The sequence below is a fragment of the Pseudomonas endophytica genome (genome assembly GCF_001411475.1).
In the GTDB taxonomy this organism is placed as follows: Bacteria; Pseudomonadota; Gammaproteobacteria; order Pseudomonadales; family Pseudomonadaceae; genus Aquipseudomonas; species Aquipseudomonas endophytica.
Map to the genome: position 1 here is coordinate 1 of NZ_LLWH01000001.1, position 16,306 is coordinate 16,306.

General features: G+C 56.4%; 15 protein-coding genes. 8 read left to right on the plus strand and 7 right to left on the minus strand.

The features are described 5' to 3' along the window. On the minus strand, window positions 1–1,530 hold a 1,530-nt coding region (locus tag AQS70_RS00005), incomplete at its 3' end, for a dermonecrotic toxin domain-containing protein (RefSeq protein WP_338152627.1). A 256-nt stretch (window positions 1,531–1,786) separates the two neighbouring features. On the opposite strand from AQS70_RS00005, the gene AQS70_RS00010 reads away from it, so the two are divergent. The 5 genes from AQS70_RS00010 to AQS70_RS00030 all read left to right on the plus strand — a co-directional run bounded on the left by AQS70_RS00010 (window position 1,787) and on the right by AQS70_RS00030 (window position 8,027). Then, window positions 1,787–3,541, plus strand: a complete 1,755-nt coding sequence (locus AQS70_RS00010; protein WP_055100898.1) for a sensor histidine kinase — start codon at window positions 1,787–1,789, stop codon at window positions 3,539–3,541. 3 nt (window positions 3,542–3,544) lie between these two features. Continuing rightward, window positions 3,545–4,876 (plus strand): sigma-54-dependent transcriptional regulator, encoded by a 1,332-nt coding sequence (locus AQS70_RS00015; protein ID WP_055100899.1) that lies wholly within the window; start codon window positions 3,545–3,547, stop codon window positions 4,874–4,876. A gap of 457 nt (window positions 4,877–5,333) precedes the next feature. Next, window positions 5,334–6,656 carry an MFS transporter gene (locus AQS70_RS00020; protein ID WP_055100900.1) on the plus strand — a complete coding sequence of 441 codons (1,323 nt, stop codon included), beginning with the start codon at window positions 5,334–5,336 and terminating at the stop codon, window positions 6,654–6,656. A gap of 364 nt (window positions 6,657–7,020) precedes the next feature. Beyond that, complete coding sequence (locus AQS70_RS00025; protein ID WP_055100901.1) at window positions 7,021–7,278, plus strand: hypothetical protein; 258 nt, start codon at window positions 7,021–7,023, stop codon at window positions 7,276–7,278. 128 nt (window positions 7,279–7,406) lie between these two features. Then, the gene (locus AQS70_RS00030) at window positions 7,407–8,027 is read left to right on the plus strand and encodes a flavin reductase family protein (RefSeq protein WP_055100902.1); all 621 of its coding nucleotides are present in this window, start codon (window positions 7,407–7,409) and stop codon (window positions 8,025–8,027) included. Here the strand turns inward: AQS70_RS00030 and AQS70_RS00035 are convergent, their stop codons facing one another. Together AQS70_RS00035 and AQS70_RS00040 are read right to left on the minus strand one after the other, a co-directional pair. Beyond that, window positions 8,028–8,270 (minus strand): hypothetical protein, encoded by a 243-nt coding sequence (locus AQS70_RS00035; protein ID WP_055100903.1) that lies wholly within the window; start codon window positions 8,268–8,270, stop codon window positions 8,028–8,030. Between the two features lie 41 nt (window positions 8,271–8,311). Beyond that, complete coding sequence (locus AQS70_RS00040) at window positions 8,312–8,641, minus strand: putative quinol monooxygenase (RefSeq protein ID WP_055100904.1); 330 nt, start codon at window positions 8,639–8,641, stop codon at window positions 8,312–8,314. A gap of 316 nt (window positions 8,642–8,957) precedes the next feature. On the opposite strand from AQS70_RS00040, the gene AQS70_RS00045 reads away from it, so the two are divergent. Next, on the plus strand, window positions 8,958–9,887 hold the full coding sequence (locus tag AQS70_RS00045) for an AraC family transcriptional regulator (protein ID WP_055100905.1): 930 nt from the start codon (window positions 8,958–8,960) through the stop codon (window positions 9,885–9,887). On the opposite strand, the gene AQS70_RS00050 is transcribed toward AQS70_RS00045, so the two are convergent. Further along, a complete protein-coding gene (locus AQS70_RS00050; protein WP_055100906.1) occupies window positions 9,882–11,519 on the minus strand; it encodes a 5-guanidino-2-oxopentanoate decarboxylase in 1,638 nt (545 codons plus the stop codon). The genes AQS70_RS00045 and AQS70_RS00050 overlap by 6 nt on opposite strands. A 114-nt stretch (window positions 11,520–11,633) precedes the next feature. Between AQS70_RS00050 and AQS70_RS00055 the strand changes: the two genes are divergently transcribed. Further along, window positions 11,634–12,530, plus strand: coding sequence for a LysR substrate-binding domain-containing protein (locus AQS70_RS00055; RefSeq protein WP_055100907.1), 897 nt, complete (start codon window positions 11,634–11,636; stop codon window positions 12,528–12,530). Window positions 12,531–12,690: 160 nt separating this feature from the next. Here the strand turns inward: AQS70_RS00055 and AQS70_RS00060 are convergent, their stop codons facing one another. Together AQS70_RS00060 and AQS70_RS00065 are read right to left on the minus strand one after the other, a co-directional pair. Beyond that, entirely contained in the window at window positions 12,691–13,308 is a 618-nt protein-coding gene (locus AQS70_RS00060) for an NAD(P)-dependent oxidoreductase (RefSeq protein WP_055100908.1), read from the minus strand. Window positions 13,309–13,350: 42 nt separating this feature from the next. Next, entirely contained in the window at window positions 13,351–14,229 is an 879-nt protein-coding gene (locus AQS70_RS00065; protein ID WP_055100909.1) for an MBL fold metallo-hydrolase, read from the minus strand. 105 nt (window positions 14,230–14,334) lie between these two features. Between AQS70_RS00065 and AQS70_RS00070 the strand changes: the two genes are divergently transcribed. Continuing rightward, window positions 14,335–15,240 (plus strand): LysR family transcriptional regulator, encoded by a 906-nt coding sequence (locus tag AQS70_RS00070; protein ID WP_055100910.1) that lies wholly within the window; start codon window positions 14,335–14,337, stop codon window positions 15,238–15,240. 22 nt (window positions 15,241–15,262) lie between these two features. On the opposite strand, the gene AQS70_RS00075 is transcribed toward AQS70_RS00070, so the two are convergent. Further along, a complete protein-coding gene (locus tag AQS70_RS00075) occupies window positions 15,263–16,156 on the minus strand; it encodes a helix-turn-helix domain-containing protein (protein WP_055100911.1) in 894 nt (297 codons plus the stop codon). Between the last annotated feature and the right edge of the window lie 150 nt (window positions 16,157–16,306).

Consider the following 16,306-nt stretch of genomic DNA (forward strand, 5'->3'; position numbering starts at 1 on the left):
AACCCCGATAAAACCGCCACTGATCAACAGATCAGCAGTATCAAGCAGTGCATGGGCAAACTCATTGGACTCTCCTTGGCTGGCCTGGTAAACGCCTTTGACCAGGCTATAACTCAGCGCACCGAGTATGACTACTTGCAACACTCGGTTCAGGCTGGATAGTCCACCCGGAACCGGCGTCATGAGCAAACTCAACACTTCTTGCCCAATCGCCAGCATCGCGTCTTTAAGCGCTTGCCAATCGGCGTCGGAACGCGTCTTGGCCAGCAGCCTGAAGTCAGCCTTGTAACGGTTTTCTGGATACGCACTCAACATCTGGGGCAATGTGCTCTGATCCTCGTGAACCGGGTCAGGGTAAATCGCCACGGTGTTCAGTGATGGCTCGGGGAACGCCGCATGAAAGCCGTCATACAAAACACCGGCCAACCAACTCAAGCCCGCAGGACGGGGTTCATCAGTGACCAGCCGTTGAAAATGACGGAGTTCGGTCAGGGGTAAATACGAAGCAAACCACCCCATATTTTTATCTTGATGGGCTTGTTTAAGCTGATCGATAAAGTGCTGTTTATAGTCATCCAGCGTCGGATGAAAGAGCAGCCCGCCGCCCGGGCGGCCAGGGAAGTAACTGTACCCGCCTGTCTCACGAGAAAAATGAATGAGAAACAACGGGATGGGAATGAAATCGTCCAGTGACAGCGTCGTGCGGGCCATTTGGGTCAAATGTACATGGGCACTCAACTTACCTTTGAAGACTTCGCGCAATTGAAGGTAGCGGCGCCGGGTAACACCGCTGACCGCCGAGTTTCGATACGCCTCCAGCAATTCCAGTTCAAACGTGTCACAGGCCACATTAGCAATGAGCTTTTTCAAGGCCCCGTCAGGGCCCATTGCCTGCGACAGCCTATTCGATAACGCCGTGCCTAAATCCAGACGACGAACGATGGCGATAAACGTCCTGACATCGATCGTTTTTTCTGATTTTCCGTAACGAATAAAGCTGGCCTCGACGAAACTGAACGGTTTGAGAAAAATCGAGTCGGCGCTGAACCCGAAATTAGCACAGGCCGCGTCCCACAAACTGATTGAATGCAAACGGTCGACATGTTCCGACTGATCCAGAGCACGATCTGTGCGACTACCAGCCTCACTTACCTTATCCGGGTTGATCCAGCCACTTAAGACATCCAGCGGTGTTCGCTGCTCTTTGAATTCTCGGTAACGGGTATAAATCCAGGCCTTTTCAGGGTCAACGTCGTCCCCGGTCAAGCGTTTCAGTTCCTGTTTGAGTATCGTCAGATACGTACTCTTGAAGTCGGCTTTGAACCGCGCACTTTCAGCATCAAGCGCTTTTACGCTCGTTTGAGCCTTGCGTTGTAAAGCAACGTATTCCAGGATCCTCTCGTTAGTAAACCCCTCAAAATTGGCCTTCATGGTAGAGGCAATAAAGCTCAAGGCTTCTTGCTGTGCCCATTGCCCCGCAGATAACAACACGGGGACTTTGTCCGGGGCGTCTAGTGGTTGGTCGGTCATATACCGTTTCCTGGGAGTTAAACACTCACCCTAAACAGCTTGAAACCGATCTACGCGGTAGATAGTTAGCCTGCGGGAAAACCTCACACCTGCAATCAGCACAAAGCTTTCGCACATAGCTCTACGAGTCGCCAAACCCTGTCGTCAGGTGGACGACCGGCGGACTATAAGCGCCTGTGTGGTGGCGGGTAAGGTAGGAGCCAGAACCACCGCCATGTTATGGTTTGCGCCCTCAAATCCAAGCCCAAGCCCCCTTATGCCCGTGACTTCTCGCCACCTGCGTCTGGCTGTGTATACCCTGCTGATTGTGATCGGCGCCGCTCTGGCTGGCGGCTGGGCGATGCATCAGGCCGAGCGCCATGCGCTGGAAGAAAGCGCCAAACGCGGCCCCGAGCAGCTCAACTTGTATGCGAACTCGCTGCACACGCTGATTGAACGCTACCGCGCCCTGCCTGCGGTGTTGGCCTTGGACCCGGAGCTGATATCGGCGTTAAGCGGCCCGATCAACAGCGATCTGCAATCGACGCTCAATCGCAAGTTGGAGCGTATCAATGGTGCGGCGCAATCCTCGACCCTAGAGCTCATGGACCACACGGGGCTGGCGGTGGCGGCCAGTAATTGGAACACCTCAAACAGTTATGTGGGTAACAATTACGGCTTTCGCCCTTACTTCAAGCAAACCCGAGTCGCAGGCGCGGGTAGCTTCTATGCGGTGGGTGTGACCAGCGGTATTCCAGGGTATTTCTTGTCCAGCGCCATCCATGATGCCCAAGGCACGTTTTTGGGGGCGATGGTGGTCAAGTTGGAGTTTCCAGAACTGGAACGCGAGTGGAGTCATGGCAACGACATCCTGCTGGTAAGCGATGCACGTGGGGTGGTGTTTATCGCCAACCAACCGGGCTGGCGCTATCGGTTTCTGCGCCCATTGTCGGACCAAGATCACAGTGAAATTACCGAGACTCGCCAGTACTACAAACAGCCGCTGATACACATGAGCACGCGCACTCTGCGCAGTTTTAGCGACACCAGTTTTCTGACCCGCGTCGATGGCCCCAATGGCTCAAAAGACTATTTGTGGGAGTCGTTACCGCTTAGCGCAGAAGGCTGGACACTGCACTTGCTGCGGCGGCCACTGATCTCGGCCGAAGACAGCCGCAATGCGGCCCTCGCGGGTGTTGGCCTGTGGCTGACCTTGGTTTTTTTGGGGCTGTTTTTACTGCAACGCTGGCGCCTGTCACGCTTACGCCAACGTAATCGTGAAGAGCTTGAACAGCTAGTCGAAGACCGTACCCGCGACTTACGCACGGCCCAAGACGGCCTGGTGCAATCGGCCAAGTTGGCCGCCTTGGGCCAAATGTCCGCTGCCTTGGCCCATGAGATCAACCAGCCGCTGACCGCTCAGCGTATGCAACTGGCCACGCTGCGTTTGTTGCTCGAGCATGGCCGCGTCGACGATGCGTACAAAGCGCTGGCCCCGTTGGAGAATATGCTCACGCGCATGACGGCCCTCACCGGGCACTTGAAAACCTATGCCCGACAAAGCCCCAGTGGCTTGCGCGAGCCACTCGATTTGGCCACGGTAGTTGACCACGCCTTGCACCTGCTCGAAACGCGCCTACAAGATCAAGCCATTGACCTGCACGTCGATCTGATACGCCCAGCTTGGGTACGCGGTGACGCCATCCGGCTGGAACAAGTGCTGATCAACTTGCTGGGCAATGCGTTGGACGCCATGCGTGAGACGCCTAATAAGCGTTTGCAGGTTCGCATCGAATCGGATCAACAGCTGTGGCACGTAATGGTCAGCGACACCGGCGGCGGGATTCGCGATGAGCATTTGGGTAAGATCTTCGATCCGTTTTTCACCACTAAGCCGGTGGGCGATGGACTGGGGCTTGGGCTGGCGGTGTCTTACGCCATTGTTCACGAACTTGGCGGCCGCCTGACCGCCAGCAACCACGGCGAGGGCGCGTTATTCACCCTGACACTGCCGATCGCACAGGAATCTTGAAGCATGCTCAATTCGGTGATTGTGGTCGATGATGAGGCCAGTATTCGCAGTGCTGTAGAGCAATGGTTGAGCCTGAGCGGGTTTGACGTGCAGTTGTTCAGTTGCGCCGAAGACTGCTTAAGCCAACTGCCCGCGCACTTTGCCGGGGTGGTCGTCAGTGATGTGCGGATGCCTGGCATGGGTGGCTTGGCCCTGCTTACCCAGTTGCAGCAACAAGACCCAGACCTGCCGGTGATTCTACTGACCGGGCATGGCGATGTGCCGATGGCCGTCGAAGCCATGCGCGAGGGGGCATACGACTTTCTAGAAAAACCCTTCAGCCCCGAAGCCCTACTGAGCAGCCTGCGGCGCGCACTGGAGAAACGCCAACTGGTGCTGGAAAACCGCCGTTTGCATGAACAGGCCGACCTACGCGAGCAAATCGACGGGCGCTTGCTCGGCGTGTCACGCAGCTTGCAGACCTTACGCCGACAGATCATCGACTTGGCGCCGCTGCCGGTTAACGTGCTGATCCGTGGCGAAACCGGCAGTGGTAAAGAGCTGGTCGCACGTTGCCTGCATGACTTTGGCCCCCGCGCCGACAAGCCTTTTGTGGCCCTGAACTGCGCAGCCATCCCCGAGCACCTGTTTGAGGCCGAGTTGTTTGGCCATGAAAGCGGGGCGTTCACCGGCGCGCAAGGCAAGCGAATCGGCAAACTGGAATATGCCGATGGCGGCACGTTGTTCCTCGATGAAATCGAGAGCATGCCCTTGGCCCAGCAGGCCAAACTGCTGCGGGTCTTGCAGGAACAAAAGCTTGAGCGCTTGGGCGCCAACCAAAGCATCCCTGTGGACTTACGGGTAATTGCAGCGACCAAACCGGACTTGCTCGACGAGGCGCGTGCCGGGCGTTTTCGTGAAGACTTGGCTTATCGACTGACCGTGGCTGAATTACGCCTAGCGCCGTTGCGTGAGCGCCGCGAAGATATTCCGTTGTTATATGAGGCGTTTTCCCGCCATGCAGCACAGCGCATGGGGCGCAAGGTAACGCCGTTGTCCGGGGGGCAACTGTCGCATCTGTTGAGCCACAACTGGCCTGGCAATGTGCGTGAACTGGCAAACGTCGCCGAGCGGCATGTACTGGGGTTGAGTGACCCGCAGTTCGACGAGATTGACGCGAGCCAATCGCTGGTGGCCCAACAAGAAGCGTTTGAAGCTCAATGTTTGCGGGCTGCGTTGACGCGGCACAAAGGTGACATCAAGGCCGTGCTCAACGAACTGCAACTGCCGCGCCGCACGTTAAATGAAAAGATGCAGCGCCACGGGTTAGTCCGCGAAACGTTTTTGAGCCCGTAGGCGCGAGCGTGCTCGCTCTTATCAAACATGAAGTCAGTTATTGATTTTAAAAGACACCACAGGGTGTGTTGGCAGACAAATATCCTGCGTAGGAGCTGCCGCAGGCTGCGATCTTTTGATGTTGCGGTAGAAGATCAAAAGATCGCAGGCTGCGCCAGCTCCTACAAAAAACGAGATGCACCCAAGCACCGTGCGCGATGGTGTTACAACTGCCAGCAGTTGATCGCAGCCTCTTATCAAACATGAAGTCAGTTATTGATTTTAAAAGACACCACAGGGTGTGTTATGAGCGGATTTGCGCTTACGAATAACCCACAACCAGCAAGTTTCCGCTCATTTATTGATTGAAATCCTTGTAAACCGGGGCGTTCAGGCCTTGGCACAAGTTCTGCTATAGCCCCCACAAGCTCGCGCTTTGTCGCGCTATAACAAAACCAAGAAAACAAGGATCCATTCAATGGATAACTCAAGCTCTCTGCCTGCTGGGGCAGCCTCTGCTGCACCTCAAGTAAAGACCACGTCCAGCCGTATCAAGTCCATCTTCAGTGGTTCTGTCGGCAACATGGTCGAATGGTACGACTGGTACGTGTACGCCGCGTTCTCGCTGTACTTCGCCAAAGCCTTTTTCCCCAAAGGCGACACCACCGCTCAACTGCTCAACACCGCTGCCATTTTCGCCGTGGGCTTTTTGATGCGCCCCATCGGTGGCTGGCTGATGGGTCTGTACGCAGACCGCAAAGGCCGTAAAGCCGCATTGATGGCCTCGGTATTGCTGATGTGTTTCGGCTCGCTGGTGATCGCGCTGTCCCCTGGGTACGAAACCATTGGGGTCTGGGCACCTGTATTGCTGGTCTTCGCACGCTTGTTGCAAGGTTTGTCGGTGGGTGGCGAATACGGCACCTCGGCCACTTACCTCAGTGAAATGGCCACCAAAGAACGCCGTGGCTTCTTCTCAAGCTTCCAATACGTGACCCTGATCTCGGGCCAGCTCATCGCACTTGGGGTGCTGATCATCCTGCAACAAACCCTGACTGAAGAGCAGCTGTATAGCTGGGGCTGGCGTATTCCGTTTGTCATCGGTGCCCTGTGCGCGGTGGTAGCGTTGTGGTTGCGTCGCGGCATGCAAGAGACTGAGTCGTTTAAGAAGGTCAAGACCACGCCAAAAGAAAGCGCCATGCGCACGTTGCTGCGCCACCCCAAAGAACTGCTGACCGTCGTCGGTCTGACCATGGGCGGCACGCTGGCGTTTTACACCTACACCACGTACATGCAGAAGTACTTGGTGAACACGGTCGGGATGAGCATCTCGGACTCCACCACGATTTCGGCGGCCACGCTGTTCCTGTTCATGTGTATTCAGCCGCTGGTGGGCGGGCTGTCTGACAAGATTGGTCGGCGCCCGATTCTCATCGCTTTCGGGATCTTGGGTACGCTGTTCACAGTGCCCATTCTGACCACGTTGCACACCGTTACAACATGGTGGGGCGCGTTCTTCTTAATCATGGCTGCTTTGATCATTGTCAGCGGCTACACCTCGATCAACGCCGTGGTTAAAGCAGAGCTGTTCCCGACCGAGATCCGTGCACTGGGCGTCGGCTTGCCTTACGCACTGACCGTGTCGATCTTCGGCGGTACGGCTGAATACATCGCGCTGTGGTTCAAAAGCGCTGGCATGGAAACCGGTTACTACTGGTACGTCACGGCGTGTATCGCCTGCTCGCTGCTGGTGTACGCGACCATGAAAGACACCCGCACTCACTCGCGGATCGAGACCGACTAACACGAGCTGGCCCTACCGTTTTCTTCCCTTTTGAGCTGCCGAGGCACGAAGGCTGCGATCTTTTGATGTTAAAGATCAACAGATCGCAGCCTGCGGCAGCTCCTACGCGTAAGAACTATCTGACTTAATAGTCAGTTAACTTACAACGCGCACTCTCCCTCCTAACCAAAACGTCTATTGGCAAACAGCGTTGGTGTGGCCACACCCGTGTGGCAAACCCTCTCTGAAGCCAGCCTTCGCACGGACCAACACATCTAATTATTAGATGCTTAGGCGCTAATTTATGCGCTTTTTAATCGGATTGATCGGCGTAACATTCAATCCATAGACAGCACATACCCAATCACGTAACAGGAGCTTCATCATGAAAAGCAAATTTATCCTCGCCGCTGCACTGTCGGTACTGGCCTTCAACACCTTCGCCGCTGATGGTTTTGATCGCACCCCGTCCTCAACCTTCGCTGAAGACGGTTACAACAACACTCGTTCAGCCACCTTCGCTGAAGACGGCTACAACAACACTCGCTCGGCCACCTTCGCTGAAGACGGTTACAACAGCACCCGTTCAGCAGCCTTTGCTGACGATGGTTATGACCGCACCAACGGCGCTCGCTTCAGCTAACCCACGCTGGCAGCATCGCAGCCCGGCTTTGCCGGGCTTATTCATTTTTAGGGCTTGAGGGTTTGTCATCACAGGTTTTGCCTTGCACTATGTAGCCCCTCTGTCTCAGCTGTTTACGGATGCTTGCCATGCCTGACGATATCCATTTTTACGAGCCTTCCAAGGGTCACAATCTGCCTCATGACCCTTTCAATGCCATTGTCGGGCCGCGCCCGATTGGCTGGATTTCGTCACAAGACGCGCAGGGTCAGTTGAATCTCGCACCGTATAGCTTTTTTAATGCGTTCAATTACATCCCCCCGATCATTGGTTTTTGCAGCGTGGGGCGCAAAGACAGCCTCAATAATATTGAGCAAACCGGTGAGTTCGTTTGGAACCTGGCCACGCGCCCATTGGCCGAGCCAATGAACCAAAGCTGCGCAGCGGTAGGCCCCGAGGTGGATGAGTTTGCGTTGGCAGGGTTGACCACTGTGGCGTCACGTGTGGTGAGCGTGCCGCGGGTGGCCGAAACGCCAGTGTCGTTTGAATGTAAGGTCACGCAGATTATTCAGCTCCAGCGGGCCGATAAGGCGCTGGTGCCGAGCTGGCTGATTCTGGGGGAAGTGGTGGCGGTGCATATTGCTAAACACTTGCTCAAAGACGGCATTTACGACACGGCCGCAGCGCAACCTATTTTGCGCGGTGGCGGCCCGGCGGACTATTTCCAGCTAGGCCCAGAAGCGTTGTTTAAAATGCACCGCCCAACGTAACTACCAGACCAGTTCAGCGTCGTCAGTGACGCCTTGCAGTCGCTTTAATTGTTCTACCGCTGCGGCATCGGCTGCCGTGGCGGTGGCGAAGGTTTGTTCGCTCAACACTTTATGAAATCGCGGTGCGCCGCCTTCGTATAAAGCTTTGACCGCAATGGCCGCGTGGTAGGCCCCGGCAACGCCCATTTGCGCAGGGACGACGGCTGATACTGCTTCAAATTGTTCAAACTCTTTACGCGCCATGCTCACCTTCCGGCCAATGCAAAAGGCGCCATTCTACCCATTTAGCTAGCACGCTTGCGCAACGGCGTGCTGCCCTGCTCGTCAAAGGTTTGAAAATCCAGGCTACACACCACTTGCTGGTTGAGCAGCGTGCTAAACACGTCCATCAAGGGTGAGTTGAAGTACGCTTGCATCGCACACGCGTCCGCCCACTGCCCCGAGACATGCCACAGCAGTGGATCACTGTCGCAAGGGTGTAGCACGAAGTTCAGGCAACCGGGGACTTGCAGCGTGGGTTCGATCAGTTGCTTTAAGTGTGCATGCACTTGGGCCGAACACCCGGCACGAGCGCGAATCAACGTCAGGTGACTGACAGCACAGGACTGGGACATGGATGCCTCCACAAAAAAGGGCTATGAGTGGAAGGCTCTAAGATTAGAGACCAGCGCTGCAGGCCGTTAGTCGATTCCTGCCCCAGACTTGCACGATTCTGCTCGATCACCTCAACCCGCTCGCAGCGCACTTTCTGACCTGACTTCAACGTTACCCACGGTTTCAAGCAAGGTTGCGCCACTCTTGAGCATTGAATCTTCAATGGCGGGTCAACGCAGACAGGATCAGGCAAGTTTTCAGTAGAAATTGGCTACCCCTGTACCTTGCACAAACTTAAGCTGTGAACCTTTCACTGCATGATCGAGGATGCGCCCCATGTTTGTGCCAGAACCCCCTCGACCTGCGCCGGACTGCGCACTGGAACATCAGCGCGTGGAACTGGCCAACCTGATCGACCGCCACACCCAAAAAGACGGCTCGTTCGCGACAGGTATCGAGGCGTTTTTTCTATCGCGTTACAGCCAACCCATGGATTTTTCCACCAGCCAAGCAAAACCTGCGTTGTGCATCATGGCTCAGGGCCGAAAAGAAGTGCGCTTGGCGGATGAAGACTTCGCCTACGACCCCCTTAACTACCTTGTAGTGTCGGTGTCGCTGCCTATCAGCGGACGCGTCATCGAGGCATCCCCCGAGCGCCCCATACTGTCTTTACGTCTGGATATCGACCCCATTGATATCACCACGTTGCTCAGTGAGGCTGGCCCTATGGGTGTTCCTTCGCGGCCCGCCAGACGTGGGCTGTATGTTGAGCCCATCGACCCGCCCATGCTGGATGCTTTGCTGCGCCTGACGCGTCTGCTTGATGCCCCAAAAGACATCGGCATCCTCGCGCCGCTGATTCGCCGCGAGATTTTGTACCGTTTGCTACGCAGCCCACAGGGCTATCGCTTGTACGAAATTGCCAGTGAGAACACTCAAACTCATCGTGTCAGCCGTGCGATTTCTTGGCTTAACGAACACTACGAACAACCCTTGCGTATCGACAATTTGGCCCGCGAGGCTAATTTAAGCGTGTCAACGCTGCATCATCGGTTCAAAGCCATGACTGCCATGAGCCCGCTGCAATATCAAAAACAGCTACGCCTTAACGAAGCCCGGCGGCTGATGCTCAGTGAAGGGCTGGATGCCTCGGCGGCGGGGTATCGCGTAGGGTATGAGAGTGCTTCACAGTTCAGCCGCGAATACAGTCGGCAATTTGGCGCGCCTCCCGCACGGGATCTGGCGCGCCTGCGCAAGACGTTATAGCGCGAACGTCTGCTGCCAGTGTTGCTCGTCAATTTCAATCACGGTTGGCCCCTGGCGATCAACTGCACTGGCCAGCGCCGCCCGTAATTGCGCTTCGCCCTCAACGGCCAACGCCGTGCAGCCCAAGGCCTTGGCTGCGCCTATCAGGTCCGGGGTGTAGATGTCGACACCAACGGGCTCGATGCCGCGGTTGAGCATGTATTTTTTGATTTCGCCATAGCCTTGGTTGTTCCACAGCAACACGATGATCGGCGTGCGCGCCTCAACGGCGCTGGCCAATTCGGGCAGGGTAAATTGCAAACCGCCATCACCGATCAAACACAGCACCGGGCCTGCCGGTTGGCCATCGACGCAACGCCCCAACCACGCCCCAATGGCAGCCGGCAAGGCATAGCCAAGGGTGCCGTAACCGGTCGATGAGTTGAACCAACGCCGAGGGTGCTCGGGGTTGAAGGTCAAGTTGCCGGTATACACCGGCTGAGTCGAGTCGCCGACGCACACAGCCTGAGGCAGTACCTCAAAAACGGTCTGCAAAAAATGTGTCTGCGCACGGGTCGGCGCATCCCACGTAGCGGCTAACTGCATGTTTAAACGCCCAGCGCGCTCGGCGCCCCAGTCAGCCAGCCGTTCAGGCAGCACTTGAGTTGAGAGACGAGCCAGCAAGGCTTCGGCGGCCAATTGAGCATCAGCCACCAACGCCAGCGTTGGCGGGTAATTGCGCACGGTTTGGTCCGGATCGATGTCGATGCGCAGCAACGCGCCGGGGATCTCAAAGCCGCCAGCAAAGGTCACGTCATAATCGGTTTCGGCTAACTCGGTGCCAATCGCCAGCACCACATCGGCCTCAGCGACCAACGCACGAGTCGCGGCCAAGGTTTGTGTGGAGCCGATTAATAAAGGATGAGACGAAGGCAGCATGCCTTTGGCGTTGATGGTCAGCGCCACGGGCGCGCCTAGGTGTTCGGCCAGTTGCAGCAAGGCCCCAGCGGCGTCGACGGCGCCGCCACCGGCCAGAATCAGTGGCCGCTTGGCCTCAATCAGGCGCAGGCTCATCTGCTCAATCGCCGCAGGCGCCGCTCCAGGTCGAGCGATATTGACCGGCTGACTGCTGAGCAAGGCGTCAGCATTTTCGACTAGCACGTCCAGCGGGATCTCAATGTGTACAGGCCGAGGACGACCGGCCTGAAACACTGCAAAGGCACGCGCTAGCACGCTTGGCAACTCGGCTGCGGACATTAACGTGTGGGAAAACGCGGCAACGCCCGCCACCAACGCGCGTTGATCAGGCAGCTCATGTAACTTGCCACGTCCACCGCCCAGTTGGCTGCGCGATTGCACACTGGAGATCACCAACATCGGAATCGAGTCTGCGTAAGCCTGCCCCATCGCCGTGGTGATATTGGTCATGCCCGGCCCAGTGATGATGAAGCACACCGCAGGCTTACCACGGGTGCGCGCATAGCCATCGGCCATAAAGCCTGCACCTTGCTCGTGACGCGGGGTCACGTGGTGGATGCTTGAACGGGCCAGGCCACGATACAACTCCACGGTATGCACGCCGGGGATGCCGAAAACCTGCTCAACGCCATACGCTTCCAGCAGCTTGACCAATACTTCGCCGCACGTTGCCATCCGTTATGCCCTCTTGTTGTTCTCGAGTGATGAACCATTGAAGCGAGGGTGTGTGGCGGGCACAACGCAAACCTGCTCATACTACCCATGTCCTGAAATCATGGCTGACTCAACATGAAACGTCTTCCGCCGCTGCCTGCGCTGCACACTTTTCTGATCACTGCCCAGTGCTGCAACTTCACGCGTGCCGGTGAGCAACTGCATATCACCCAAGGCGCGGTAAGCCGACAAATCGCCGGGCTTGAAGCGCATTTAGGGTATCCGCTGTTCCATCGCCAAGCTCGCGGCTTGAGCCTGACGCAACAGGGCCAGGCGCTTTACCCGCGCATTGAAGAGGTTTTCGAGCTGATCGGCGAGGCCGTCGAACATGCCAGCATTCGCCGCACGCCCCTGCAAATCAAAGCGCCGACCTGCATGCTGCGTTGGCTGTTGCCCAAGTTAATCGCATGGCAAACACTGCGCCCGGACGTGCCGGTGGAGCTGACCAGCAGCGTGCAGCACGGCATCGACTTTCGCCGTGAAGACTTTGATGCGGCAGTGGTTTACAGCCCGCTGCCGGGGCCAAAACGGGTAGGCCAGCACCTGTTCGATGAATTACTGACCCCGGTCTGTGCGCCGCACTTGCTCGAAGGCCCTAACGCCATTAACGCGTTGCGCGACCTTGAACAGCACACCTTGTTGCACCCCAGCCGGGACCAGCGGGATTGGACGCACTGGTTGAGTGCCGCTGGGGCGCAATTATCGAGCATTCGCCAGAGCCAATACTTCGATACCTTGGACTTGGCCGTTACCGTCGCCGTCCAAGGCAACGGCGTCGCGATAGGAGATTGCACGCTTATCGAAGAAGACCTGAAAGCGGGACGCCTCGTCATGCCCTTTGATTTAAACGTGCGCACTGGGGCGGCTTATATGCTGGTGGGTTCAACCCGCAACGAACCATCGGCGCCGCTGCGCGAATTAATGGATTGGTTAGTAAAACAAGCCAACACAAAACCCGCGGCGACTGATTAAAACGTATGCATAGGGGCAGGTTTCTTGCAGGTGGATTTAGATCAACACCCGCGTAGGAGCTGCCGCAGGCTGCGATCTTTTGATCTTTAAAAGCAAAAGATCGCAGCCTGCGGCAGCTCCTACACCAGCAGATTGCTCGGCATTGGATTGAGGTTTTTGGCTAGTAACCTACGGTAAAGCGCTGGCGGGAATGCTTGGGTTGCTCAACTTCGTCCAACAGAGCAATTGCGTAATCCGCGAAGGTGATCCAGCTTTTGCCCTCTTCACTGACCAGTAAATGGTCTTTGCCCAGGCGGAACTTGCCCGTGCGCTCGCCTTCTACAAACTCGGCAGACGGCGACAGGAAGGTCCAATCGAGGTCTTTTTCGCTGCGTAAGGTGTCCAGATACACGCCGCCCGCTGTGGCTTCGGCTTTGTAAGCGTCTGGGAAACCCTCGCTGTCGATAACATTGGTGTCGTCGGGCAGTAACAGCGAGCCCGCACCGCCAACCACCAGCAAGCGCTTAACCCCAGCTTTTTTCACCGGTTCAAGAATCGCCTCAGGTTTTAAAGTCGAGAAATGCGCAGCGCTGAGCACCACGTCACTGCCTTGCACCGCGGCTTGCAAGGCTTGGGTGTTGTTGACGTCAACGTCCTTGACCACCATATCCTCTCGCTCACCGATTTTGGACGAGGCATGGCGGGCAATCGCTGTTACTTGATGGCCACGACGCAGCGCTTCTTCCAGCAATTGGCTGCCTGCGCGACCGGTGGCGCCGATAATTGCAATCTTGCTCATGATGTTCTCCCGTTGAATGGACTGCGTAGGGTTCGCTTTAAATCACCACTGGATTTCGCCTTTCGCTACTTTGGCGCTCAGCTCCAGCGAAGACTCTTCACCTAAGTTCGGGTAACGCTTTTTCATGGCGGCGATTAGCTCGTCCGAGTTCTTGGCTTTGAGGGTTTCTTCATCAAACGCCTTGATGTAATCACGCGTGAAGTTAACCGACTGCAATGAGCGGTCGTTCTCGCCCAAATAATGCCCCGGTATGACGATCTCCGGTTGCAGGCTGGCGATGCGCTTGAGGGTAGATAACCATTGGCGGTGCGACTGCGGGGTCTGAGTATCGGCCATCCACACGTGCAGGTTGTCGGCCACGACCACGCCACCCACCACGGCTTTAAGCGATGGAATCCAAACAAAAGTGCGCTCGGGTTGCCGCCCGTTCAGGCCGACCACATCCAGCTCGTGCCCTTCCAGCTCCAAGGTGTCGCCGTTGATCACCTGCGGCACGATCAGCTTGCTCGGCACATCAGCCCCCATCTGTGGCCCCCAGAACGCCAATTTGGCGTCCTTGGTTTGTTTGATGTGGGCAACCGTAGGTGCCGATGCCAGCACTTTGGCATCTGGAAACGCTTGGGTCAGGGTTTCAAGGCCGAAGTAATAATCGGGGTCGCCGTGGCTGATGTAGATCGTGGTCAGGTGTTTGCCGCTGGCGCGAATTTTATCGACCACCTGCTGGGCTTGTGCTTTAGAAAACTGCGCATCCACCAGAATCGCGTCTTTCTCGCCGCTGACCAGCACCGACGACACCGGAAAAATCGCCGCAGCGCCAGGGTTGTAAACATCCAAGGTCAAAGGAGCGGCGGCTGCATGGCAGGCGAATCCGAGCACAACCGCACTCAGGCAAAAACGTCGGACAGTCGAAAGTACGGTCATGGAACTTCCTGCATTAAAAATCAGCGATAGACAGAGCTTAGACGCACAATAGGCGCTAAAAAATGCGATGCTCCGACATAGTTTGTTTCAGTAATCGGGCAGATCATGGATCGTTTAATTGCAATGCGCGTGTTTGTGACAGTAGTCGACTTGGGCAGCCAGTCGGCCGCCGCCGACCATCTAGACCTATCACGCCCAGTGGTATCGCGTTATTTGGCTGAGCTTGAGGAGTGGGTCGGTGCGCGCTTGATGCACCGTACCACGCGCAAGTTGAGCTTAACCGCTGCCGGCAACGAAACCCTGCCCCGCTGCCGCCAGCTACTGGAGTTGGCCGATGACTTACAGGCCGCGGTCAGCGTGCCCGATGCGGCGCCACGCGGATTACTGCGCATCAGCGTCAGCACGTCGTTCGGCCAAGCGCAATTGGCCAGTGCGGTGACCGAGTATGTTCGGCGCTACCCGCAGGTCAAGATTGATCTGCAAATGCTGGATCGCACGGTCAACCTGGTGGACGAGGGTATCGACTTGGCCATTCGCACCAGTAACGACCTGGACCCGAGTTTGATCGCGCGCAAGCTGACGGTTTGTCGTTCCGTACTCTGTGCCTCACCGGCTTATTTGCACGAGCATCCTGCGCCACAACAGGTTGATGACCTGCGCCAGCACAACTGCCTGAGCCACGCGTATTACGGCAAGAGCCTGTGGCATTTCAAGGTCCAAGGCGAAGCGGTTTCGATCCCAGTGCAGGGCAATATCAGCGCCAATGAAGCCAGCACGTTGCTCAGCGCCACACTGGCTGGGGCAGGGATTTCGCTGCTGCCCAGTTATCTGGTCGGGTGCGCGGTGCGCCGAGGTGAGTTAGTACAACTGTTACCCGAGTCGGAGCCCTTGGCGTTGAACATTTATGCGGTGTACGCCTCACGCAAACATATGCCCGCGACACTGCGCAGCATGCTCGACTTTCTCTCGGAACGTTTTACCGAGGTGCCCTCTTGGGACAAAGATTTGTAATGTGCCATTCAAGCTTGAAGCGTCACGTCGGGCGGAGGCTGTCAGCCCGTTCGGTTCGATAGGCACTGGGCGAAGTCCCGGTTAGACGTCGGAAAAACCGCGCAAAATACGCCGGATCGGCAAACCCCAAACGATCCGCCACTTCGCTGATGGTCATAGGTGTGTAGATCAAATGACGCTTGGCCTCCAAAAGCAGGCGCTGATGAATGATCTGCAAAGCCGACTGCCCCGCCAGCTCGCGACAGATGCTGTTCAAGTGCGCAACGCTGATGCCAACCTGATGCGCCAATTGCTCAACACTGGGTTGTTGCTGAAACAGGGCTTCGACCTGTTGGTTGAAGAGATTCAAATAGTCACGCCCACGCTGGGGTACTTGCTGGGCTTCACGACGTTGAATGACCTGACGCGTGACCCATACCAGCAGCACGCTGATCAACGATTGCAGCAACATATCGCGGGCGGGGCGAGCGCTGACATATTCACTGTGTAGCGCGCTGAACAAGCTGTTCAGGTAATGCCGGTCCTTACCCGCCGGGTAGCTGGCAACACGCTGTAAGGCATTGAGCGATCCACCCAATTGTGTTTGTAACTGCGTGACCAATGGCGCCGCCAAGGTCAGAACAAACCCTTCAACGTTGGGTGAAAATTGAAATCCGTGTACGCACAGAGGCGGGATCACCTGAATCGAAGATTCCGTCAGTTCATGGTAATGGCCTTCTACCTCGACCCGCGCTTGACCTTTATGGACGTAAAGCAACTGGCACAAATCGGCATGCCGATGGGGGCGTATCTCCCAATCATGAACGCGGCTGCGCAATGAAATGGTTTCACAATGCAGCAGGTCTGGGCTGAGCCAATCTTGTTGCTCACCGTAAAGCTTGAATACCGGGATCGAAGCACTATTGGGGGCAGCCATGGGTTTGACCTGATCATTGGGCGCGGGGCGATAATCGCACCGATTAGCGAAAAGTACCGACAATGACGCCGTTATCACCTTCATTTGCCACGCTCGCAAGCGAAAAATACAGGCACAAAAACCCTAAATGAACCCCAACACTTGTTACGG

Coding starts and splice junctions, on each gene's coding strand:
- AQS70_RS00050 (WP_055100906.1), bottom strand. CDS start 11,519: ATGGCAACGTGCGGCGAAGTATTGGTCAAGCTGCTGGAAGCGTATGGC.
- AQS70_RS00060 (WP_055100908.1), bottom strand. CDS start 13,308: ATGAGCAAGATTGCAATTATCGGCGCCACCGGTCGCGCAGGCAGCCAA.
- AQS70_RS00075 (WP_055100911.1), bottom strand. CDS start 16,156: ATGGCTGCCCCCAATAGTGCTTCGATCCCGGTATTCAAGCTTTACGGT.
- AQS70_RS00010 (WP_055100898.1), top strand. CDS start 1,787: ATGCCCGTGACTTCTCGCCACCTGCGTCTGGCTGTGTATACCCTGCTG.
- AQS70_RS00025 (WP_055100901.1), top strand. CDS start 7,021: ATGAAAAGCAAATTTATCCTCGCCGCTGCACTGTCGGTACTGGCCTTC.
- AQS70_RS00040 (WP_055100904.1), bottom strand. CDS start 8,641: ATGTCCCAGTCCTGTGCTGTCAGTCACCTGACGTTGATTCGCGCTCGT.
- AQS70_RS00070 (WP_055100910.1), top strand. CDS start 14,335: ATGGATCGTTTAATTGCAATGCGCGTGTTTGTGACAGTAGTCGACTTG.
- AQS70_RS00045 (WP_055100905.1), top strand. CDS start 8,958: ATGTTTGTGCCAGAACCCCCTCGACCTGCGCCGGACTGCGCACTGGAA.
- AQS70_RS00065 (WP_055100909.1), bottom strand. CDS start 14,229: ATGACCGTACTTTCGACTGTCCGACGTTTTTGCCTGAGTGCGGTTGTG.
- AQS70_RS00035 (WP_055100903.1), bottom strand. CDS start 8,270: ATGGCGCGTAAAGAGTTTGAACAATTTGAAGCAGTATCAGCCGTCGTC.
- AQS70_RS00030 (WP_055100902.1), top strand. CDS start 7,407: ATGCCTGACGATATCCATTTTTACGAGCCTTCCAAGGGTCACAATCTG.
- AQS70_RS00020 (WP_055100900.1), top strand. CDS start 5,334: ATGGATAACTCAAGCTCTCTGCCTGCTGGGGCAGCCTCTGCTGCACCT.
- AQS70_RS00055 (WP_055100907.1), top strand. CDS start 11,634: ATGAAACGTCTTCCGCCGCTGCCTGCGCTGCACACTTTTCTGATCACT.
- AQS70_RS00015 (WP_055100899.1), top strand. CDS start 3,545: ATGCTCAATTCGGTGATTGTGGTCGATGATGAGGCCAGTATTCGCAGT.